This is a genomic window from Streptomyces sp. NPDC001868, from assembly GCF_040297125.1.
Taxonomy (GTDB): Bacteria; Actinomycetota; Actinomycetes; order Streptomycetales; family Streptomycetaceae; genus Streptomyces.
In genome coordinates this window covers 75,362-96,204 of sequence record NZ_JBEOYO010000028.1, presented here as the reverse complement: position 1 = coordinate 96,204, position 20,843 = coordinate 75,362, and the positions used below count along the sequence as shown (strand labels likewise).

At 69.0% G+C, this 20,843-nt stretch carries 18 protein-coding genes; 4 read left to right on the top strand and 14 right to left on the bottom strand.

From position 1 onward, the window contains the following. Window positions 1–100: 100 nt before the first annotated feature. On the bottom strand, window positions 101–1,462 hold the full coding sequence (gene pafA / locus ABT147_RS28645; RefSeq protein WP_037701799.1) for a Pup--protein ligase: 1,362 nt from the start codon (window positions 1,460–1,462) through the stop codon (window positions 101–103). A gap of 9 nt (window positions 1,463–1,471) precedes the next feature. Beyond that, window positions 1,472–2,731: an MFS transporter gene (locus ABT147_RS28640; protein WP_351411270.1), complete on the bottom strand. Its 1,260-nt coding sequence runs from the start codon at window positions 2,729–2,731 to the stop codon at window positions 1,472–1,474. 108 nt (window positions 2,732–2,839) lie between these two features. On the opposite strand from ABT147_RS28640, the gene ABT147_RS28635 reads away from it, so the two are divergent. Next, entirely contained in the window at window positions 2,840–3,859 is a 1,020-nt protein-coding gene (locus ABT147_RS28635) for a LacI family DNA-binding transcriptional regulator (RefSeq protein ID WP_351411268.1), read from the top strand. A gap of 144 nt (window positions 3,860–4,003) precedes the next feature. Here ABT147_RS28635 and prcA read toward each other — a convergent pair whose 3' ends face one another. From prcA to arc, 6 genes are all read right to left on the bottom strand, one after another. Continuing rightward, window positions 4,004–4,744, bottom strand: coding sequence for a proteasome subunit alpha (prcA, locus tag ABT147_RS28630; protein WP_351411266.1), 741 nt, complete (start codon window positions 4,742–4,744; stop codon window positions 4,004–4,006). A 67-nt stretch (window positions 4,745–4,811) separates the two neighbouring features. Beyond that, on the bottom strand, window positions 4,812–5,657 hold the full coding sequence (gene prcB / locus ABT147_RS28625) for a proteasome subunit beta (protein ID WP_351411263.1): 846 nt from the start codon (window positions 5,655–5,657) through the stop codon (window positions 4,812–4,814). Then, on the bottom strand, window positions 5,609–6,121 hold the full coding sequence (locus tag ABT147_RS28620) for an endonuclease VII domain-containing protein (RefSeq protein WP_351411261.1): 513 nt from the start codon (window positions 6,119–6,121) through the stop codon (window positions 5,609–5,611). The genes prcB and ABT147_RS28620 overlap by 49 nt, the downstream gene beginning before the upstream one ends. 120 nt (window positions 6,122–6,241) lie before the next feature. Beyond that, window positions 6,242–6,457, bottom strand: a complete 216-nt coding sequence (locus tag ABT147_RS28615; RefSeq protein ID WP_123544333.1) for a ubiquitin-like protein Pup — start codon at window positions 6,455–6,457, stop codon at window positions 6,242–6,244. Window positions 6,458–6,638: 181 nt separating this feature from the next. Continuing rightward, window positions 6,639–8,150, bottom strand: a complete 1,512-nt coding sequence (gene dop, locus ABT147_RS28610) for a depupylase/deamidase Dop (protein WP_351411259.1) — start codon at window positions 8,148–8,150, stop codon at window positions 6,639–6,641. Window positions 8,151–8,384: 234 nt separating this feature from the next. Then, the gene (arc, locus tag ABT147_RS28605; protein WP_351411257.1) at window positions 8,385–10,151 is read right to left on the bottom strand and encodes a proteasome ATPase; all 1,767 of its coding nucleotides are present in this window, start codon (window positions 10,149–10,151) and stop codon (window positions 8,385–8,387) included. Window positions 10,152–10,404: 253 nt separating this feature from the next. Here arc and ABT147_RS28600 point away from each other — a divergent pair, with 253 nt between their 5' ends. Continuing rightward, complete coding sequence (locus ABT147_RS28600) at window positions 10,405–10,710, top strand: ferredoxin (RefSeq protein WP_351411255.1); 306 nt, start codon at window positions 10,405–10,407, stop codon at window positions 10,708–10,710. A 91-nt stretch (window positions 10,711–10,801) separates the two neighbouring features. On the opposite strand, the gene ABT147_RS28595 is transcribed toward ABT147_RS28600, so the two are convergent. The 3 genes from ABT147_RS28595 to ABT147_RS28585 form a co-directional block, all read right to left on the bottom strand. Then, window positions 10,802–11,377 (bottom strand): hypothetical protein, encoded by a 576-nt coding sequence (locus ABT147_RS28595; protein WP_351411253.1) that lies wholly within the window; start codon window positions 11,375–11,377, stop codon window positions 10,802–10,804. Between the two features lie 229 nt (window positions 11,378–11,606). Next, window positions 11,607–12,509: a tRNA (adenine-N1)-methyltransferase gene (locus tag ABT147_RS28590; RefSeq protein WP_351411251.1), complete on the bottom strand. Its 903-nt coding sequence runs from the start codon at window positions 12,507–12,509 to the stop codon at window positions 11,607–11,609. A 125-nt stretch (window positions 12,510–12,634) separates the two neighbouring features. After that, entirely contained in the window at window positions 12,635–14,440 is a 1,806-nt protein-coding gene (locus ABT147_RS28585) for a site-2 protease family protein (RefSeq protein WP_351411249.1), read from the bottom strand. A 219-nt stretch (window positions 14,441–14,659) separates the two neighbouring features. Here ABT147_RS28585 and ABT147_RS28580 point away from each other — a divergent pair, with 219 nt between their 5' ends. Together ABT147_RS28580 and ABT147_RS28575 are read left to right on the top strand one after the other, a co-directional pair. Next, window positions 14,660–15,583: a RecB family exonuclease gene (locus ABT147_RS28580; RefSeq protein WP_351411247.1), complete on the top strand. Its 924-nt coding sequence runs from the start codon at window positions 14,660–14,662 to the stop codon at window positions 15,581–15,583. Window positions 15,584–15,667: 84 nt separating this feature from the next. Continuing rightward, window positions 15,668–16,339, top strand: a complete 672-nt coding sequence (locus ABT147_RS28575; protein WP_351411245.1) for a response regulator — start codon at window positions 15,668–15,670, stop codon at window positions 16,337–16,339. Between the two features lie 81 nt (window positions 16,340–16,420). On the opposite strand, the gene ABT147_RS28570 is transcribed toward ABT147_RS28575, so the two are convergent. From ABT147_RS28570 to ABT147_RS28560, 3 genes are all read right to left on the bottom strand, one after another. Next, window positions 16,421–18,004: an ABC transporter substrate-binding protein gene (locus tag ABT147_RS28570; protein ID WP_351411242.1), complete on the bottom strand. Its 1,584-nt coding sequence runs from the start codon at window positions 18,002–18,004 to the stop codon at window positions 16,421–16,423. 92 nt (window positions 18,005–18,096) lie between these two features. Continuing rightward, window positions 18,097–19,701, bottom strand: a complete 1,605-nt coding sequence (locus ABT147_RS28565) for an ABC transporter substrate-binding protein (protein ID WP_351411240.1) — start codon at window positions 19,699–19,701, stop codon at window positions 18,097–18,099. 407 nt (window positions 19,702–20,108) lie between these two features. After that, window positions 20,109–20,813: an HAD family hydrolase gene (locus ABT147_RS28560; RefSeq protein WP_351411237.1), complete on the bottom strand. Its 705-nt coding sequence runs from the start codon at window positions 20,811–20,813 to the stop codon at window positions 20,109–20,111. Window positions 20,814–20,843: the final 30 nt, after the last annotated feature.

Here is a 20,843-nt window from a genome sequence, read left to right as displayed (position 1 = left end):
GGATGGCGTGCGCGCAACTCTACGACGTGAGAAGGGCGCCGTACGGCAAACGTACGGCGCCCCGCGTTGCGTTCCGGAAAGCCTCCCGGAACATTTCGGCTCACATTCCCGCGATCAGCTTCTCCACCCGGTCGTCGACGGAGCGGAACGGGTCCTTGCACAACACCGTGCGTTGTGCCTGGTCGTTGAGCTTGAGATGCACCCAGTCGACCGTGAAATCCCGACGCTGTTCCTGCGCACGCCGGATGAAGTCACCGCGCAGCCGCGCCCGAGTGGTCTGCGGCGGAACCGACTTCCCCTCGAAGATCTTCAAGTCATTGCAGATGCGGGTGGCTTGACCTTTCCTCTCCAACAGGTAGTAGAGGCCACGACGGCGGTGGATGTCGTGATACGCGAGGTCTATCTGCGCGACCCGCGGATGCGACATGGTCATGTTGTGCTTCGCCCGGTACCGCTCGATGAGCTTGTACTTCATCACCCAGTCGATTTCGGTACCGATCCGGTCGAGGTCCTCCGCCTCGATCGCGTCCAGCGTGCGGCCCCACAGCTCCAGGACCTGCTCGACGGTGCCCGTACGGATGCCGCGGCGCTCCACGAAGTCCACGGCCTTCTCGTAGTACTCGCGCTGCACCTCCAGCGCGGAGGCCTCACGGCCACTGGCCAGCCGCACCTTGCGACGGCCGGTCAGATCATGGCTGACCTCGCGGATCGCCCGGATCGGGTTCTCCAGAGTGAGGTCACGCATGACCGTGCCCGCCTCGATCATGCGCAGCACCAGGTCGGTGGCACCGACCTTCAGCAGCATGGTCGTCTCGGACATGTTCGAGTCGCCCACGATGACGTGGAGACGGCGGTACCGCTCGGCGTCCGCGTGCGGCTCGTCGCGGGTGTTGATGATCGGCCGGGAGCGGGTGGTCGCCGAACTGACGCCCTCCCAGATGTGCTCGGCACGCTGGCTCACGCAGTACACCGCACCACGCGGGGTCTGCAGCACCTTGCCCGCGCCACACAGCAACTGCCGCGTGACGAGGAACGGAATCAGGATGTCCGCGAGCCGGGAGAACTCCCCGTGCCGGGCCACCAGATAGTTCTCATGGCAACCGTATGAGTTGCCCGCCGAGTCCGTGTTGTTCTTGAAGAGGTAGACGTCGCCCGCGATTCCCTCCTCGTGCAGGCGGCGTTCGGCGTCGACCAGCAGTCCTTCGAGAATGCGCTCGCCGGCCTTGTCGTGAGTGACGAGTTCCGTCACGTTGTCACATTCGGGTGTCGCGTATTCCGGATGTGAGCCCACGTCGAGATAGAGGCGGGCCCCGTTCCGCAGAAACACATTGCTGCTGCGGCCCCATGACACGACACGGCGGAAGAGGTACCGCGCCACCTCGTCAGGAGACAGACGGCGCTGTCCCCTGAACGTGCACGTGACGCCGTACTCGTTCTCCAGCCCGAAAATGCGGCGGTCCATGACTGAACATTACGCCCGATCCACCGAGCTGAAACGGGGTTCGGCAGCACGGTTTGGATCATTTTCCGATGAGACCGCAACCACGGCACCCTCAGAAGGAACAGCGAGAACCCTCCCCGTGGCCAGCAGAACCAGCAACGACACGGCCCCCGCGGCACCCGGCACCACGAACCCCCACAGCGTCCCGCCCCACTCGACGACCGGCCCCGCGACCGCCGCTCCCGCCGACTGGCCCACCGTGAACGTCGTCACGATCCACGAGAACGCCTCCGTGACCGTGCCCCGCGGCGCGTGCCTGTCGACCAGAACGAACACACAGGCGATGGCCGGCGCCAGGAACACACCCGCGAGCGTCGTCAGCCCCGTCATCCCCACCGGACCCGGCATCAGCGTCAGCGGCACATAACAGACCGCCAGCAGCGCCACCAGCACCCGCAGACGACGCTCCGGCGCCCCGCTCCACCGCCGCGCACCGTACGCCGTACCACCCACCAGCGCGCCCAGCCCGACACCCGCCATCAGCCAGCCGTACACGGCGTCCCCGCCGTTGTCGTCCGCGTACGACACGGCCGCCACCGTGATCGAACCGAGCGCGACACCGACGAACAGGAACGCGCCGAGCAGCGCGAGCAACCCGGGCGAGCGCAGCGCGCCCAGCCAGTGCGCCTCGCGCGGCGCGGAACGCCAGGCCCGCGACGGCGGCGAGACCACCACCCACAGGGCACCCAGCACCCCGATGACACTGAGCACGACGAGCGCCACCGACGCCGACCACAGCGCCACGCACAGCGTCACCACCAGCGGACCGACGGTGAACATGACCTCCTGGGCCACCGCGTCCATCGCGTACGCCGTGTGCACCTGCTCCTCCTTGCGGAGCACCGTGGACCACAGGGCCCGCAGCCCGCCCTCCAGCGGCGGCGTGAACAGACCGGCGACCGCCATCGCGAGATACGCCACCGGCAGCGGATCCAGCCCCGAGAGGGCGAAGACGGTCATGGCGAGGGCGGAGACGACGGCCGCCGGCAGCTGCACGCGCGGCTGTCCGCGGAGGTCCACGAGCCGCCCGAGCAGCGGCTGCCCGACCGCGTTGGCCACCCCGTACACGGCCGCCAGCGCGCCCGCCAGACTGTAGGTGCCGCCCTCCGCGCGGACGAAGAGCACGATCGCGATCGCGGCGGTGGCGTTCGGCAGCCGGCCCACCAGCGTCCCGGCGAGCAGCCGCGCGGCGTGCCGCGTCCTGAGGATCTCGAGATATCCGGCGGCCATGTCCTGCCTCTCGATGAGCTCTCGACGAGCGAAGTGTTACGTATAACGTCCTCCGTCATACGTACCATGTGCCCTGTCCGCGAGTCCAGACGAAAGAGCAGGCCCACGGTGGCACGAGGTAGTACGCGCCCCACGAGCCGTGACGTCGCCCAGGCCGCCGGCGTCTCCCAGGCCGCCGTCTCCCTGGTCCTCGGCGACAAATGGCGCGGCCGCGTCTCGGAGACCACCGCCGAACGCGTACGCCAGGCCGCACGCGAACTCGGCTACCGCCCCAACCTCGCCGCCCGCAACCTCCGCCTCGGCCGCACCCGGACCGTCCTGCTGGTCGTCCCCGCCCTCACCACCGAGTTCTTCGCCGGCGTCTACACCGGCGCCGCCCGCGTCGCCGCCCGCCACGGCTTCGGCGTCGTCCTGTACCCCTCCCCCGAAGGCGTCGGCCCCGCCCGCGACCCCTTCGCCTCCGCCCAGGCCGCCCTCGACGGCGTGATCGCCTCCTCCATGGCAGCGGACGCCCTCACCGCGATCCGGGGCGACCAGCTCCCCCTCGTGATGCTGGACAGCGACCCCGAAGGCAGCCTCGGCGCCGCCACCGTCAACCTCGACATCCGCGACGGAGTACGCCAGGTCGCCGACCACCTGCTCGGGCTCGGACACCGGCACTTCCTGCACCTGGCCGCCGACATCCCCTCCTGGACCTTCGACGTCCGGGCCCGCGCACTCGCCGCACGGCTGGACTCGACACCGGGCACCACCCTGCGCACGGCCGCCGCACCGATCTCCATCGAAGGGGCGCTGGCCGCCGCCGTGGCGGCCCTGGCGGAGCCCGGCGGCCATGGGCGGCCCACCGCCGTGGTGTGCGACGACGACAAACTCGCCGCCGGCGCGTACAAGGCCGCACGGCGGCTCGGCCTACGCGTACCGGAGGACATCTCCGTCACCGGGCTCGACGACCTGGCCCTCGCCACGGCCCTCGACCCCGAGCTGACGACCGTACGGCTGGACGCGGAGCGGTTCGGGGAGCGCGGGATGGAAGCGCTGCTGGCCGTCCTGGAGGGGCGTACACCGGCGGAGGGGGACATTCCCGTGGAGCTGGTGGTGCGGGGGTCCACGGCACCACCAAGGTCCTGAGGAGGGGCGCCCGGCCGCGGGTCGTCGGTGGCTGACCGCGCAGTTTCCCGCGCCCCTTCCGGGCGCGCTGTCACTCAACGCCGTGCGCCCCGGCCTGTGTCGGCCGGGGCGCACTACGGGCGGGCTGTTTCCGGGGTGCTGGTGCTACTCGTCCTCGTCGGCGCTCTCGGCCTCGGTGGCGGCTCCGTCGGTCTCCAGCAGACGACCGAGCTGACGGCCGACGATCCGCTTGAACTTGCGCTTCTGCGGGCGCGTGCGGTCGAGGACGGCGACTTCGAGACGCTCGGCGGGGATCTCCCGCTGCGTGCCGTTGGTGTCACGGGACAGAGCCTGGACGGCGAGCTTCAGCGCCTCCGCCAAAGACATCCCGTCCTGATGACGCTGGTCCAGATAGCTGCTGATCTGCTCGGCGTTACCACCGACCGCGACCGAGCCGTGCTCGTCCACGATCGAACCGTCGTGCGGCAGCCGATAGATCTGGTCGCCCTCGGGGGTCTCCCCCACCTCGGCCACGACCAGCTCCACCTCGTACGGCTTCTCGGCCGCCGAGGAGAAGATCGTGCCCAGCGTCTGGGCGTAGACGTTTGCGAGACCACGGGCGGTCACGTCGTCACGGTCGTAGGTGTACCCACGGAGATCGGCGTAGCGCACACCACCGATCCGCAGGTTCTCGTACTCGTTGTACTTGCCGGCGGCCGCGAAGCCGATCCGGTCATAGATCTCGCTGAACTTGTGCAGCGCGCGGGACGGGTTCTCGCCGACGAACACGATGCCGTCGGCATACTGCAGCACGACCAGGCTGCGGCCACGGGCGATGCCCTTGCGGGCGTACTCCGCCCGGTCGGCCATGGCCTGCTGGGGTGAGACATAGAACGGCGTCGACACCGGTTATCCGTCCCTTTCTGTCGAAGTCACTGGATCACCTTGATAAGAGGGCCGTCGACCGGACCGGCTAGAGCAGCGCGGCGCGCGGGCCGTCGGGCTGCTCCAGACGCCGTTCCAGGATCGAGCGGGCGATCTCGGAGGACTCGTCGTCGGTGAGCCGACGGAAGCCGCTTTCGGTGATCACGGTGACGATGGGGTAGATCCGGCGGGCGACATCGGGACCACCGGTGGCCGAGTCGTCGTCTGCCGCGTCGTAGAGGGCCTGGATGACGAGAGTCGTGGCCTCGTCCTCGGAGAGGTCGGCACGGAACAGCTTCTTCATGGCCCCGCGCGCGAAGATCGAACCGGAGCCGGTGGCCGCGTAACCGCTCTCCTCGGAACGGCCGCCCGTCACGTCGTACGAGAAGATGCGGCCCTTGTCGCGGTCGACGTCGAAACCGGCGAAGAGGGGGACGACGGCCAGACCCTGCATGGCCATGCCCAGGTTGGAACGGATCATGGTCGACAGACGGTTCGCCTTGCCCTCCAGGGAGAGCTGCGCGCCTTCGACCTTCTCGAAGTGCTCCAGCTCCAGCTGGAACAGCTTCACCATCTCCACGGCCAGACCGGCCGTGCCGGCGATGCCCACCGCCGAGTACTCGTCCGCCGGGAACACCTTCTCGATGTCCCGCTGCGCGATCATGTTCCCCATCGTGGCCCGGCGGTCACCGGCGAGCACCACACCACCGGGGAACGTCACGGCCACGATCGTCGTGCCGTGCGGGGCCTCGATGACACCCTGGGTCGGCGGCAGCTGCCGCTTGCCGGGGAGCAGCTCCGGCTGGTGGTCCGACAGGAAGTCCATGAAGGACGACGACCCAGGCGTCAGGAAGGCAGCTGGTAGACGCCCGGTGCTACGAGTGTTGGCTTCCACGCGTTTCCTTCCACATATGTCGCAGCCCGCCTTATGACGTCGGGCCGATCCTTGAACTGCCCCAGCGCCGCGTTGCAGCTGAAGCACAGTACGCCTCGGACCCTACCCGTGTTGTGGCAGTGATCCACATGTTCGGCGGGGGCGGCAAGACAGATGCAACAGATGCCCTGCTGCTCGGCGAGCATCGCGTCCAACTCAGCTGGAGCAAGGCCGTACTTGCGCTGGAAGTAGCTGGTCCGGTTGCGCTCCGCACGACATCCTCGGCAGTAGCTGGCCCAGCCGTCCGAGGAGGACCTGTTGCGCTCCCACTCGGAATGCGGCTTGATCTGTTCGCATTGGGGGCATCGTTTGTGTCCGTGCGGGACAGGCACCTTGGGCCGGACCCTTTTCCCCTTGGCCTCCTGGCGCTGCCGGTAGTACTCGGCTGAGCACTCTCGGCAGTACGCCTGGAGGCCGTCGGGCATGGACTTATTACTGGCGAAAGCGGTTCGCGACAGATACTGCTTGCACCGCGAGCAGCGCCGCGATTCCGACTCTTCACCCACCGAACAATCCCCCGCTTCACCTTGAATTCAAAGGTGAAATCACTCGCCACCCTTCTGAACGAAGGACCTCACGAAATCCTCTGCGTTCTCTTCGAGCACATCATCGATTTCATCGAGAACCGAGTCCACGTCGTCGCTCAGCTTCTCCTGTCGTTCCTTAAGGTCTTCCGAGGCCTGCGCCTCGGGTGCTTCCTCGACCTCCTCGGTGGAACGGGTCGCCTTCTGCTGGCCGCCGCCGGTGTCCTTGGTCGCCATAACCCTCACCCCGCTCAGTTCGCCCGACATGGTCGGCATTCCTGCCGATCGGTCATGATCAGACCCTACAAGCCGGGTCTGACATTGGCCCCGTTGTTTGCACAACGTCCGGGGACCACCTCGATGATTCCCGGACGCCGCTGTTTCCACCCTGCCCGGCGGAACCGGATCAAAGCCCGGTTCAGCCGCCGGACAGGACCCTGACCAGGTCTTCTGCCGTGCGGCAGCGGTCCAGGAGCTCCTTGACGTGATTTCGCGTTCCGCGAAGCGGTTCGAGGGTTGGGACCCGCTGGAGCGAATCCCGCCCCGGAAGATCGAAGATCACCGAGTCCCACGAGGCCGCCGCGACGTCGTCCGCGTACTGCTCCAGACAGCGCCCGCGGAAGTACGCCCGGGTGTCCTCCGGCGGCTTCGTACGGGCCCGGTCGACGTCCGTCTCGGTCAGGAGCCGCTTCATCTTGCCGCGGGCCGCGAGACGGTTGTAGAGGCCCTTCTCGGCGCGTACGTCGGCGTACTGGAGGTCGACGAGGTGGAGCCGGGCGGCGTCCCAGTCGAGGTCGTCCCGGCGCCGGTAGCCCTCCATGAGTTCCCGCTTGGCGACCCAGTCCAGCTCGCCCGAGAGGCTCATGGGGTCGTTCTCCAGGCGGTTGAGGGTGTCCTCCCAGCGGCTCAGGACGTCCTTGGTCTGGTCGTCCGCGTCGGCCCCGAACCGCTCCTCCACGTACTTGCGCGACAGCTCGTAGTACTCCATCTGGAGCTGTACGGCGGTCAGGGTGCGCCCGCTGCGGAGGGTGACGAGGCGTTGCAGGGTCGGGTCGTGCGAGACCTGGTGGAGGGTGCGTACGGGCTGGTCGACGGCCAGGTCGACGGCGATGAAGCCGTCCTCGATCATCGAGAGGACCAGGGCGGTCGTCCCCAGCTTGAGGTAGGTGGAGATCTCCGAGAGGTTCGCGTCGCCGATGATCACGTGGAGGCGGCGGTACTTCTCCGCGTCCGCGTGGGGTTCGTCGCGGGTGTTGATGATGGGGCGCTTGAGGGTGGTCTCCAGGCCGACCTCGACCTCGAAGTAGTCGGCGCGCTGGCTGAGCTGGAAGCCGTGTTCGTGGCCGTCCTGGCCGATGCCGACGCGGCCGGCGCCGGCGAAGACCTGGCGGGAGACGAAGAACGGGGTGAGGTGGCGCACGATGTCCGAGAAGGCGGTCTCGCGCTTCATCAGGTAGTTCTCGTGCGTGCCGTAGGAGGCGCCCTTGTTGTCGGTGTTGTTCTTGTAGAGGTGGATCGGTTGGGCGCCGGGGAGCTGGGCGGCGCGTTCGGCGGCCTCGGCCATGATGCGTTCGCCGGCCTTGTCCCACAGGACGGCGTCCATCGGGTTGGTGACCTCGGGGGCGCTGTATTCGGGGTGGGCGTGGTCGACGTAGAGCCGCGCGCCGTTGGTGAGGATGACATTGGCGAGGCCGATGTCCTCGTCGGTGAGCTGGCTGGAGTCGGCGGCCTCGCGGGCGAGGTCGAAGCCTCGCGCGTCCCGCAGCGGGTTCTCCTCCTCGAAGTCCCAGCGGGCCCGGCGGGCCCGGTGCATCGCCGCTGCGTAGGCGTTGACGATCTGGGACGAGGTGAGCATGGCATTGGCATTGGGGTGGCCGGGGACGGAGATCCCGTACTCCGTCTCGATGCCCATTACTCGCCGTACGGTCATGCGGCCCTCCTTGCCCGGCGGCGTCCTCGGTCGGGGACGCTGCTCAAGTACCGCTGGCGCTCCGGTGCGTGTGCGGTGCCCGTCCCCGCACTGCGCGACTCGGCGGTACGAAAGAGCCTAGAACGGCTCTGCGCTGGTGGGGAGATCATTTGCGTCATTGCCTTGCTCCGGCCTTTACCCGAAAAACAGTCGGCTGCGGGTACCCACTGAGGGCACCCGCAGCCGCCCTGTGTTTTACAGGTACTGTCCGGTGTTCGCCACCGTGTCGATGGAGCGTCCGGTGTCGGAGCCCTGCTTTCCGGTGATCAGGGTACGGATGTAGACGATCCGCTCGCCCTTCTTTCCGGAGATTCGGGCCCAGTCGTCCGGGTTGGTGGTGTTGGGCAGGTCCTCGTTCTCCTTGAACTCGTCCACGCAGGCCTGGAGGAGGTGGGAGACGCGCAGGCCCTTCTGGTTCTTGTCGAGGAAGTCCTTGATGGCCATTTTCTTGGCGCGGCCGACGATGTTCTCGATCATGGCGCCGGAGTTGAAGTCCTTGAAGTAGAGGACTTCCTTGTCTCCGTTGGCGTAGGTGACTTCCAGGAAGCGGTTTTCCTCGGTTTCGGCGTACATGTGTTCCACTGCCGTCTGGATCATGCTCTGGACGGTGGTGGTCTTGGAGCCGCCGTGTTCGCCGAGGTCGTCCGTGTGGAGCGGAAGGCGCTCGGTGAGGTACTTCTGGAAGATGTCCTTGGCGGCTTCGGCGTCCGGACGCTCGATCTTGATCTTCACGTCGAGCCGGCCGGGTCGCAGGATGGCGGGGTCGATCATGTCCTCGCGGTTGGAGGCGCCGATGACCACGACGTTCTGCAGGCCTTCCACGCCGTCGATCTCGGCGAGCAGCTGCGGGACGATGGTGTTCTCCACGTCCGAGCTGACACCGGAGCCGCGGGTGCGGAAGAGGGATTCCATCTCGTCGAAGAAGACGATGACGGGGGTGCCCTCGCTGGCCTTCTCCCTCGCACGCTGGAAGACGAGGCGGATCTGTCGCTCGGTCTCGCCGACGTACTTGTTGAGGAGCTCGGGGCCCTTGATGTTGAGGAAGAAGCTCTTGCCCTGGGCCTGGCCGGTGACTTCGGCGACCTTTTTGGCCAGTGAGTTGGCCACGGCCTTGGCGATGAGCGTCTTGCCGCATCCGGGGGGTCCGTAGAGGAGGACGCCCTTGGGCGGGCGCAGTTCGTGCTCCTTGAACAGGTCCGGGTAGAGGTAGGGGAGCTCGACCGCGTCGCGGATCATCTCGATCTGGTTGCCGAGGCCACCGATCTGCTCGTAGCCGATGTCGGGGACCTCTTCGAGGACCAGTTCCTCGACCTCGCTCTTGGGCACGACCTCGTAGACGTAGCCGGAGCGGGGTTCGAGCAGGAGGGCGTCGCCGGGGCGGATGGTGATGTCCAGCAGGGGCTCGGCGAGCCGCACCACCCGTTCCTCGTCGGTGTGCCCCTGCACGAGGGCGCGCTCGCCGTCCTCGAGGATCTCCTTGAGGGTGACGATGTCGCCGACGCTCTCGTACTCCATGGCCTCGACCACGTTGAGCGCCTCGTTGAGCATCACTTCCTGGCCGCGCCGGAGCTCTTCCAGGTCGACGCTGGGGCTGACGTTCACGCGGAGCTTTCGGCCTCCGGTGAAGATGTCGGCCGTGCCGTCCTCGTTCGCCGTGAGGAAGACACCGAAGCCGGCCGGCGGCTGTGCGAGCCGGTCGACTTCCTCCTTGAGGGCCACGATCTGGTCGCGGGCCTCACGGAGTGTGTTGGCGAGCCGCTCGTTCTGTGCGGACACGCCGGCCAGATTGGTCTGCAACTCGACGATCCGCTCTTCGAGAATCCTCGTGTGTCGCGGAGAGTCGGCGAGCTTGCGTCGCAGGACGGCGATCTCCTGCTCAAGATAGGCAATCTGCCCGGCCGGGTCGTCGGACCCTCGTCCCGGGCGGATGCCGCGGTTCATGTCGTCGTCGTGGGCTGCCACGGTCCTCACCTCCTCCAAGGGGAGCTGGACGCTTCCAGACCCTACCTGGGTGGGTGTCGATTGAAACCCCTAGATCACAAAGACGGTCGGGGTGTGTCCGATCTTCACCCTTGCGCTCTCCCTCACGCCAGGGGAATACCCACCGAACATGATTGGGAAGCCGCCCCGGGTAGGGTCGAAGTGTTCAACACCCGTCAGAGCCCGCATCGTTCCCGACCGGCTCGACGATGGAATCGGCAGGACGGCAGGAGAGATGACCGTGCAGCAGGAGGCCGGGACCGGGGCCGAGGCGCTCGAGGTCTGGATCGACCAGGATCTGTGCACCGGTGACGGCATCTGTGTCCAGTACGCGCCCGAGGTGTTCGAGCTGGACATCGACGGGCTGGCCTATGTGAAGAGCCCGGACGACGAGTTGCTGCAGGCCCCGGGGGCCACAACGCCCGTGCCGCTGCCGCTTCTCATGGATGTGGTGGACTCCGCGAAGGAGTGTCCGGGTGACTGCATCCATGTACGTCGCGTTTCGGACAGCGTGGAGGTCTACGGGCCTGACGCGGAGTGATCCTGCGGGCACTCCGCGTCGCCCTGTGTCTGCTTTCTCACACCGGGTTTGCCGGGTGATCACTTCCCGTTCGCCCGGGGGCGGGCGGTGATCAGACGCTTTGTTCCCCGGCGGGTGTCGAGCGTACGAACGCCCCGTTCTTCCACTGCCACTTGACGGGGTCCGTGACGTCCGGGCAGCAGTTGGGCACGTCGGCCGACGAGTAGCCGTGCAGGGTCGCGGTGACGGCTGCGTCACGGACGGCGAAGTCCGTGACGGTCTTGCGGTCCTCGGGGTTCACCAGGGTGGCGACCACGCGGGGCCGCGCGGCGTCGGTGGAGCGGGTGAGGACGTACACGCCGTCGGGCGGGGTGCCCATGCTGGCGTCGCAGTGCGCGACGGCCACGGTCTCGGGGCGGCCGTCCCCGTCGAGGTCCTCGGAGCCCTTCTTCTTCACGACGACGCCGACGGGTCCGCAGTCGAGCGGGAGGTCGACCTCGGCGGGGTCGGGGGCCGCCACGATCGCGGGGGCCGGGGCCGCCTTGGGGACGGGCTGGGCCGCTCTCGCCGCGTCGGGCTGGAGGGCGGACGACAGGGCGACGACGCCGGCGAGGGCGGTGGCCGTGGCGAGCCAGTGGATGGGGCGGGTGTGGGTGTGTGCCAGTTCCGGGACGGCGGATTGCTGCACTAGGAGCGTCTCCTGAGGGTGCTGTGCCGGTTGGGATGTCCCGCATGGTGCCACACGTCACAGCGGGGGTGGAACGGCGGGGTACGTGGTTCCCGCAGCTTTCTGGCGGCGCGTCAACGGGAGAGCGCCGTGGCCGAGTTCCCGGGCGCTGCGGGGAACTCGGCCACGTCAAGGGCGCGTTGTACGCGGTGGGCGGGCCGCCCGTGGTGAGGGGTGGGCGGTGGCCCGGTCAGCGGCCGGTGCCGCCGTCGGCGTTGGGGCCGGAGTAGTCCTCGCCGTAGGCGCCCTTGGCGGGGCGGCGGCGGCGCATGGGGGGCTCGACGCCGTCGGCGAGGCGGCGGGCGGTGAGCAGGAACCCGGTGTGGCCGATCATGCGGTGGTCGGGGCGGACGGCGAGGCCCTCGATGTGCCAGTTGCGGATCATCGACTCCCAGGCGCTCGGCTCGTTGAAGCAGCCGATCTCGCGGATGGACTCCACGGTCCGGGCGAGCTGGGTGGTGGTCGCGACGTAGCAGCAGACGATGCCGCCGGGGACGAGGGCCTTGGAGACGGCCTCCAGGCATTCCCAGGGGGCGAGCATGTCGAGGATGACGCGGTCGACCTCGGTGTCGCTGAGGTGGTCCTGGAGGTCGCCGACGGTGAGCTGCCAGGCGGGGTGGGGGCCGCCGAAGTAGCGCTCCACGTTGGCCTGGGCGATCTCGGCGAAGTCCTCGCGGCGCTCGTAGGAGTGCAGCATGCCCTGGTCGCCGATGGCGCGCAGCAGGAAGCTGCTGAGCGAGCCGGAGCCGACGCCGGCCTCGACGACGCGGGCGCCGGGGAAGATGTCGGCGAAGGCGAGGATCTGCCCCGCGTCCTTGGGGTAGACCACGGCGGCGCCGCGGGGCATGGACAGGACGTAGTCGGGGAGCAGGGGGCGCAGCGCCAGGTAGGCGACGTTCCCCGTGGTGCGGACAACGCTGCCCTCGGGAGCGCCGATCAGCTCGTCGTGCGGGAAGGAACCCTTGTGGGTGTGGAAGTTCTTCCCCGCTTCGAGCGTGAACGTGTAGTGGCGGCCCTTGGGGTCGGTCAGCTGAACCTGGTCCCCGACCTTGAAGGGCCCGCGTCGGCGGGCGGCACCGGTCGGTTCGGACATGTGACCCAGCCTACCGGCGATTGGGAGGGCCGAGGACCACGGTGGGGATGCGCTCAGGTGCGCGGGGCACTTCGGGTCCGTCGTGGCTGGTCGCGCGATTCCCCGCGCCCCCTTCGGGGCGCGTCTCAGCTGGGCCGGGCCATCGCCTTCACGAACGCGCGTTCCACGTCGGCCGCCGAGAGGACGCCGTAGATCTCGCCAGAGTCCTCCACCACGAGGTATTCGGTGGCGGGGGCGGCGCGCAGGGCGTCGAGGAGTTCTTCGCCGGCGAGTTCCGCGGAGACGCGCATGCCGTCGGTGAGGTCCTGGGCGAGGCCGCTGACGGCGACCCAGGGGCGGCGGTGTTCGGGTACGCCGACGATGGCCGCCTCGCGGACGAGGGAGACGGGTTCGCCGTCGGGGCCGACGACGACGAGGGCGCGGGCGCCGGCTTCGTTGGCGCGGCGCAGGGCTTCGGAGAGGGGGGTGTCGGTCTCGACGGGGACGGCGCGGCGGGTGAGGGCGCGGGCCTGGAGTTCGGGCAGGTGTTCGCGCAGGCGGGCCATGCGGAGGCTGTTGCCTGCGCCGGTCCAGATGATGGCGGCGAGGATCGCGGCCAGCAGGGCGTCCAGGACGGTGTCCATGCCGACGCTGTCCTCGGCGGCGGAGCCGAGCAGTCCGGACTGGGTGAGCAGCGGGAGTCCGATGAGGACGGAGACGGCGAGGGCGCGGCCGACCCAGGCGGCGGCGACGGTGCCGGTCATCGGCTTGCCGGTGATCTTCCAGACGACGGCGCGGAGCATGCGGCCGCCGTCGAGGGGCAGCCCGGGGAGGAGGTTGAACGCGGCGACGATGAGGTTGGAGATCATCAGGCCGGCGAGCAGGACGCCGGGGACGGTGCCCGGTTCGACGGCCAGCAGGGCGACGTAGAAGACGCCGGCGAGGACCAGGGAGAGCAGGGGGCCGACGAAGGCCAGGACGAATTCGCGGCCGGGGGTCTCGGATTCCTTCTCGATCTCGGAGACGCCGCCGAAGAACTGGAGCTGGATGCGGCGTACCGGCAGCTTGTAGCGCAGGGCGGCGATGGTGTGGGCGAGTTCGTGGACGAGGACGGAGGCGTAGAAGGCGACCGCGAAGAACAGGGCGACGAGGTAGCGGAGGGCGCCGAGTTCGGGCAGGACGCGGTCGAGCTGGCCGCCGAAGACCCAGGTGATCAGGGCGGCGACGAGGAACCAGCTGGGCGCCACGTACACGGGTACGCCGAAGGGGCGGCCCATGAGGATGCCGCCACCGGGCCCCTTGGGGCGTCCGGGTGGTTTGGGCGCGGTGTCCGAGTGGGCGTGGGGGCGCGCGGACGACGCCGTGCGCTCCGAGTCGTCCGCCGGCGCCTTGTCCGGGTCGGCCCCGGTCGTGGGGGTCGCCGGGTCCGCCGGGGCCTTGCTCATCGGGTTCGCCCACGGTTCGTTCGACGGGGCGGGCCGCGGTCGGTCGCCGGGGGCCGGGGACGGCTGGTGCGCTGGGGCCGGGGACGGCTGGTGCGCGGGGGTTTCCGACGGGTCCGACGGCTTCGGGGGCTCGGGGGCGCGCTGTCCCTCGGCGGCGGTCTCCCTCTCGGCGGCGGTCTGCCCGGCGGTGGCGTTCTGCCCGGTGCCGCTCCGCTCCTCGTCGGTGCCGTGTCCCCCGGCGGTGTCCCGTGCTTCGCCGGGTCCCTCTCCCTCGGCGGCGCCGGAGTGGCGGGGCGTGCCCGGGGCTGCGGAGGCGTCGGCCGTGTCGCGGGGGGCTGCCGCTCGGGGGGTCTCGGGGGTGGGGGCGGCCTCGTCGGGGGTGGGGTGGGTGGGGGCCGGGGTGGGGGCGCCGTGCTCCGCCGGTGGCTCGGTCGTGTCGCGGTGTGCGCGCTCGGGCGCCTCGCCGCTGTCGGACCGCGGCTGCCCGCTCCCGCCGCTCGTCTCCACGATGTCCCCTCGTTCGAAGCGTCTTCCGCGCCCGGTGGCCGGGCGGAAGGGTCTGCGGTCGATGCTATGCCGTCGCCGGGGCGCGTTCCGCCCCGGCACCCCCTCTGTTTTCCCTCGCGTCGCACAGGGCACACGGGTGTCAGGCGGGTGTGGTGCCGGACCGTGGTCGGACGGGCCCGTGGCTGTCACTGTCAGTGGTGGGCCGTATGGTCTGGGGTCATGGAAACCAGCACCGACGGCACGCCGGCCGTCCCCGTGGGCGGCGAGGAAGGCCGTCCCGCCGTGCGGGCCGCCGCGCCGCCTGCCTCGCTGTCGCCGTCGCGCGCCAGTGACTTCATGCAGTGCCCTTTGCTGTACCGGTTCCGGGTGATCGACCGGCTGCCCGAGAAGCCGAGCGAGGCGGCGACACGCGGCACGCTGGTGCACGCGGTGCTGGAGAGACTCTTCGACGCTCCGGCGGCCGAGCGGACGGCGCCGCGGGCCAGGTCGCTGGTGCCCGGGCAGTGGGACCGGCTGCGGGAGACCAGGCCGGAGGTCGTGGAGCTGTTCGCGGACGACGCGGAGGGTGAGCGGCTGGCGCGCTGGCTGGCCGAGGCCGAGCGGCTGGTGGAGCGCTGGTTCACGCTGGAGGACCCCACGCGTCTGGAGCCCGCCGAGCGGGAGCTGTTCGTGGAGGCGGAGCTGGAGTCGGGGCTCAGGCTGCGCGGGATCATCGACCGGGTGGATGTGGCGCCCACCGGGGAGGTGCGGATCGTCGACTACAAGACGGGCAAGGCGCCGCGGCCGGAGTACGCCGAGGGCGCGCTGTTCCAGATGAAGTTCTACGCCCTGGTGGTGTGGCGGCTGAAGCAGGTGGTGCCGCGGCGGCTGCAACTGGTCTATCTCGGCAGTGGTGATGTGGTGACGTACGACCCGGTGGTCGCGGATCTGGAGCGGGTGGAGCGCAAGCTGCTCGCGCTGTGGGAGGCGATCCGGCTGGCCACGGAGACGGGTGAGTGGCGGCCCCGGCCGACGAAGCTGTGCGGCTGGTGCGATCACCAGTCGGTGTGTCCGGAGTTCGGCGGCACTCCCCCGCCGTACCCCCTCCAGGTGAGGTCGCCCGAGTCGGCCGCCGGTGGACAGGGCAGAATGGGCCCGGACTAGGGCCTGTCCGGTGGATCAGGTCTGGGCCACGGGGGCCCGCAACCGGCCTGATCCGAAGTCAGGCTCTAGCGAAGGAGACTTTTCGTGGCCGTCCGCGTCCTACTGGTCGACGACCAGCCGCTGCTGCGTACCGGTTTCCGGATGATTCTGGAGGCGGAGCAGGACATCGCGGTCGTCGGGGAGGCCGGAGACGGTCTGCAGGCGCTCGACCAGGTGCGGGCGTTGCAGCCCGATGTGGTGCTGATGGACATCCGGATGCCGCGGATGGACGGGGTGGAGGCGACCCGGCAGATCACCGGGCCCGGGCGGGACGGTCCGGCGAAGGTGCTGGTGCTGACCACGTTCGATCTGGACGAGTACGTCGTGGAGGCGCTGCGGGCGGGGGCCAGCGGGTTTCTGCTCAAGGACGCCCCGGCCAATGAGCTGGTGCAGGCGATCCGGGTGGTGGCGAACGGGGAGGCGATGCTCGCGCCGAGCATCACGCGTCGGCTTCTCGACAAGTACGCGGAGCATCTGCCGTCGGGCGACGAGCCGGTGCCGGACACGCTGCACACGCTGACCGACCGTGAGGTCGAGGTGCTGAAGCTGGTGGCCCGGGGTCTGTCGAACGCGGAGATCGCCGCCGATCTGTTCGTCAGCGAGACCACGGTCAAGACGCATGTGGGTCATGTGCTGACCAAGCTGGGGCTGCGCGACCGGGTGCAGGCGGCGGTGTACGCGTACGAGAGCGGGCTGGTGCGCCCCGGCGCGCAGTAGGAAACCGAGTGGCGGTACGCGCCGAGGGCGCCCTCTTCGCAGGTGGAAGAGGGCGCCCTCGGCGTGTGTGGCGGTCGCGTGTCAGTCCTTGCTGATCTCCCAGAAGCGGAAGACGGTCGACGCGTCCAGGCAGTACTCCAGGCCGTAGACGTTGTCGCCGACGACGGCGTACTGCTTGGCCTGCCAGACGGGGAGCAGGGGGACGTCGGTGGCGACGATGTTCTGCAGTTCGGCGTACTCCTTCTCCGTGCCCGAGCGCTCGCTCTGGGCGGCGGTCTTGGGGAGGAGTTCACCGGTGATGGTGGAGTTGCTGTAGTTGTTGTCCAGCACGTTGCCCTTGCCGAAGAAGGGGCTGGTGAAGTTGTCGGGGTCCGGGTAGTCGGGGATCCAGCCCTTGACGTACACGCCGTACTTGCCGGCGGCGATGTCCTTCTCGTACTGGTCGAAGGCGACGGACTCCACGGTGGCGTCGAACAGCCCGCTGTCGTTGAGCTGCTTGGCGATGGCCTCCAACTCCTGGTCGGTGGAGGGGCCGTAGCGCGTGGGGGTGGACCAGAGGGTCAGTTCGACCTTGTCGGTGATGCCGTCGGCGCGCAGGGCGGCCTCGGCCTTGTCCTTGGAGGGACGGGCGCCGTAGGTGTCGAAGAAGGCCGTGTTGTGGCCGGTGATACCGGCCGGGATGATCGAGTACAGCGGGGTGGCGGTGCCCTGGTAGACCTCGTCGACGAGGGCCTCGCGGTCCAGGAGGTGGGCGATGGCCTGGCGGACGCCGAGCTTGCCGGTGACGGGATCGTCCATGTTGAAGACGAGGTGCTGGACCTCGGCGCCGGTGCCGTCGACGATGTCGACGCCGTTGGCGGTGGAGGTGTCGGTCTCGATGTCGGAGATGTCGGAGGCGCTGAGGCCGCGGTAGGTGACGTCGAGGTCGCCCTCCAGCAGGTCCTTCTTCAGGGCGTCCTGGTCGCCGTGGAAGAACTTGAGGGTGACGCCGGTGTTCTCGACGTCGGCGGTGCCCTGGTAGTTCTCGTTGACGGTGAAGACGGCCTCGTCCTCGCCGAAGGACTCCAGCTTGTACGGGCCGGAGCCGACCGCTTCGCCGTCCTCGCGGAGGCCGTCGGCGTCGTAGGAGCTCTCGTCGACGATCGAGCCGGCGCCGGAGGCGATCTTGCTGGGGAAGGTGGCGTCGGCGTACTTGAGGTCGAAGCGGACGGTCTTGTCGTCCGGGGTCTCGACCTTGTCGAGCATGGGGAACATGATCGCGGGGCCGGCGTCGTCGTTGATCTTCAGCATGCGGTCGAAGGAGAACTTGACGTCCTTCGCGGTGAGCGCCTCACCGTTGCTGAACTTCAGGCCGCCCTTGAGCGTGCACTCGTAGACGGTGGTGCCGTTGTCCACGAAGGAGCATTCCTCGGCGAGGTCCGGTTCGGGTTCGGTGGCGCCGTTGGGGAAGCTCAGCAACGACTGGAAGACGTTGTTGAAGAGGAGCCAGGAACCGGGGTCGTAGCCGGAGGCGGGGTCGGTGGCCAGGACGTCGTCGGACATCCCCATCACGACGTTGGAACCGGAGTCCCCGGCGCCCCCCGAATCGGAGCCGCAACCGGTCAGCAGGCCGGCGGCAAGCCCTGTCGCCATGGTCAGGACGGGCCACTGGGTGCGTATGTTCACGTATGGATGCCTTGTGTCGTCGGGTGCATTGCGGGCGCTCCGGGCTCCCCCGAGGCCGACCGGCCTCTGTCCGGAGGGGTGGTGAGGTCCGGTCAGTCGCTTCTGCCGCGGCTCAGCTCCCAGAGCTGGAGCGTCGAGGCGGCGTTGAGGGCGTACTCGGTGCCGGTGATGTCGTCGCGGGCGGCGACATACTGCTTGCCCTGCCACAGCGGCAGGATCGGCACGTCGTCGGCGACGATGTCCTGGATGCCGGTGAGGCTGTCCGCGGCGGTGAGGCGGTCGGCCGCACGGCGGGACTCCGGGATCAGAGTGCCGCGGATCTTGCGGTTGGCGTACGGCGAGCCGAGGAAGTTGTCCTTGTCCAGGAAGGGCGCGATGTAGTTGTCGGCGTCGGGGAAGTCCGGGAACCAGCCCATGCCGTAGACCGCGTACTCGCCTTCCTGTTCGGCGGGGCGGAACGTGGACCAGGGGGTGCCCTTGATGGTCACGTCGAACAGGCCGCTGTCGTTGAGCTGCTTCTTCAGCAGCTCGAACTCTGTCTTCGTGGCCGCGCCGTAGTGGTCGGTCGTGTAGTGCAGGGTGAGCTTCACCGGGGTGGTGACGCCCGCGGTCTCCAGGGTCGACTTCGCCTTGGCGACGTCGGGTTCGCCGTACTTGTTGAAGAACGAGTTGGAGTGGCCGGTGATGCCGGCGGGGACCAGCGAGAAGAGGGGCTCGGCCTGGGAGCCGTACACCTTGGCGACGAGTTCGCCGCGGTCGATGACCTCGGCCATGGCCCGGCGGACGGCGGTGCTCCGGACCGGGGAGGCCTCGGTGTTGAAGGCGAGGTAGCGGATCTCCAGGCCGGCGGACTCGATCACGTCGATGTCGCTGTCGGCGGACTCGGAGAGCTTGGTGATCTGCTCCGGCGTCATGGTGCGGGCCATCAGGTCGATGTCGCCGTCCTCGAGGGCGGTGCCCATGGCGTCGGCGCTCTCGAAGGAGCGCAGCTCGACCTTCTCGTTCTGCGGGTCCAACTGCCCCTTGTAGTGAGGGTTCTTGGTGAAGACGGCCTTGACCAGCTCGTCGTTCTCGACCTCGGCGTCCAGGGTGTACGGGCCTGAGCCGTCGACCTCGAAGCCGTCGCGGAGCTTGCCCTTGTCGTAGTCGGCCGGGTTGACGATGCCGGCGACCGGGGTGGACAGCTTGTACGGGAGGGTCGCGTCGGGGCTGTTGAGGTGGAAGATCACCTCTTTGTCGCCCTTGGTCTCGACGAGGTCGATGGTGGACAGCAGGGCGAAGACACCGCTGTCGGCCTTGATGGAGCGGGCGCGGTCGATGGAGAACTTCACGTCCTCGGCGGTCACCGGGGAGCCGTCGGCGAACTTCAGGCCGGAGCGCAGGGTGCAGGCGTAGCGCTCGTTGCCGGTGTCGGTGAAGGAGCAGCTGGAGGCGGCCTCGGGTTCCGGTTCGCCGTCGCCGCGGGGCTGGACCATGAGGGTCTGGACGGTCTGGCGGAGGATGTTCCAGGTGCCTACGTCGTAGGCGTAGGCCGGGTCGATGGGGGCCGGGGCGTCCTTCGTGGCGGTGAACCGGTCGGTGGTGCCGACGGCGATCGCGTCACCGCTGTCGCCCGCGCTGTCGGTGGCACCGCAGGCGGCGAGTACCGGGGCGAGCAGACCGATCACGGCCGGCAGCACCAAGGTCTTGCGGTTCATGCGCGCTTGTTCTCCATAGCTGTGGTCCAGGACGGGTGCTGGCGGGGTGGTGCGAGCGCGTCCTGGGATGTACGGCGATGTTCTCGCGTCGAGATTAGCCCGCACCGCCAGAGAGGCCCGCGCACACCGGAGTTGAGTTCCCATCACGCTGCGGAACCGGCCGCGGACGCAAACGGTGTAGTGCGCACGGAATGTTTGGGTGCACCCTTCACCAATCGGGACACAAGGGCGTGCCCGGCACCCCTGAACGGGGGGATCGGAGGGGCCGGAAGGCCGTCCGGGACCCCCCTTCGAGTGGTAAACGTCACAGCCGAAAAGGGGTTCCCGGGCGCGGGAATTCCGTCATCGCGAGCGGTCGGAATTTCCTCTTCCGAGCCCTGTGCGTGATCTTGGAATTCCTTGCGCTTTCAATTTCCGGGCGTTGTCATCAGGCCGCGCAGAAAGGGCAGGTCGACCTCTTCCAGCGAGGTCACGACGGTGCGCCGGACGGCGGGGGCGATGGGGGCCACGGACGGGACGGCGACCACATGGCAGCCGGCGGCCTCGGCGGCGGCGACGCCGGTCGCGGTGTCCTCGATGACCGCGCACCGGGCGGGATCCGCGCCGAGGCCGGAGGCCGCGAGGAGGTAGGGGTCGGGGAACGGCTTGGTCCGCTCCACCTCGTCGCCCGCGACGGTCAGCGCGAAGTGCTGGGGACCGAGCGAGGTCAGGACGCGGTCGATGATGCGCCGGTGCGAGGCGGAGACCAGGGCGGTGGGGACGCCGTGCGCGGCGAGTTCGGCGAGGAGTCTGGAGGCGCCGGGCATCAGCGGCAGCGCGTGCCCGATACGGGCCTCGAAGCCGTCGTTGAGCAGCACGCTCAGCTCGGCGAGGGTGATGTCGGCGCCGGTGGCCTCGATCAGGAAGCCCGCGCTGCGGCTCATGGGGCCGCCGACCACGACATGGCGCCAGGAGTCGTCGAGGGCGTGGCCGAGGCCGGCGAAGATCTCGACCTCCACGTCCCACCAGAAACCCTCGGTGTCCACCAGGGTGCCGTCCATGTCGAGGAGCACGGCCTGCAGCGCGGAGCCTTCGGCCGTACGGGTTCCTAGCGCGGGGATCGTCGTGGTCATCCGGCGCACCTCCTTGGGGGACGAGCAGGC

Bases quoted from the DNA above. Each gene is read 5' to 3' on its own strand.
- ABT147_RS28600 (WP_351411255.1), top strand. From the start codon at position 10,405: ATGACCGTGCAGCAGGAGGCCGGGACCGGGGCCGAGGCGCTCGAGGTC.
- dop (WP_351411259.1), bottom strand. From the start codon at position 8,150: ATGACCGTACGGCGAGTAATGGGCATCGAGACGGAGTACGGGATCTCC.
- ABT147_RS28640 (WP_351411270.1), bottom strand. From the start codon at position 2,731: ATGGCCGCCGGATATCTCGAGATCCTCAGGACGCGGCACGCCGCGCGG.
- ABT147_RS28580 (WP_351411247.1), top strand. From the start codon at position 14,660: ATGGAAACCAGCACCGACGGCACGCCGGCCGTCCCCGTGGGCGGCGAG.
- pafA (WP_037701799.1), bottom strand. From the start codon at position 1,462: ATGGACCGCCGCATTTTCGGGCTGGAGAACGAGTACGGCGTCACGTGC.
- ABT147_RS28565 (WP_351411240.1), bottom strand. From the start codon at position 19,701: ATGAACCGCAAGACCTTGGTGCTGCCGGCCGTGATCGGTCTGCTCGCC.
- ABT147_RS28590 (WP_351411251.1), bottom strand. From the start codon at position 12,509: ATGTCCGAACCGACCGGTGCCGCCCGCCGACGCGGGCCCTTCAAGGTC.
- ABT147_RS28615 (WP_123544333.1), bottom strand. From the start codon at position 6,457: ATGGCGACCAAGGACACCGGCGGCGGCCAGCAGAAGGCGACCCGTTCC.
- ABT147_RS28560 (WP_351411237.1), bottom strand. From the start codon at position 20,813: ATGACCACGACGATCCCCGCGCTAGGAACCCGTACGGCCGAAGGCTCC.
- ABT147_RS28620 (WP_351411261.1), bottom strand. From the start codon at position 6,121: ATGCCCGACGGCCTCCAGGCGTACTGCCGAGAGTGCTCAGCCGAGTAC.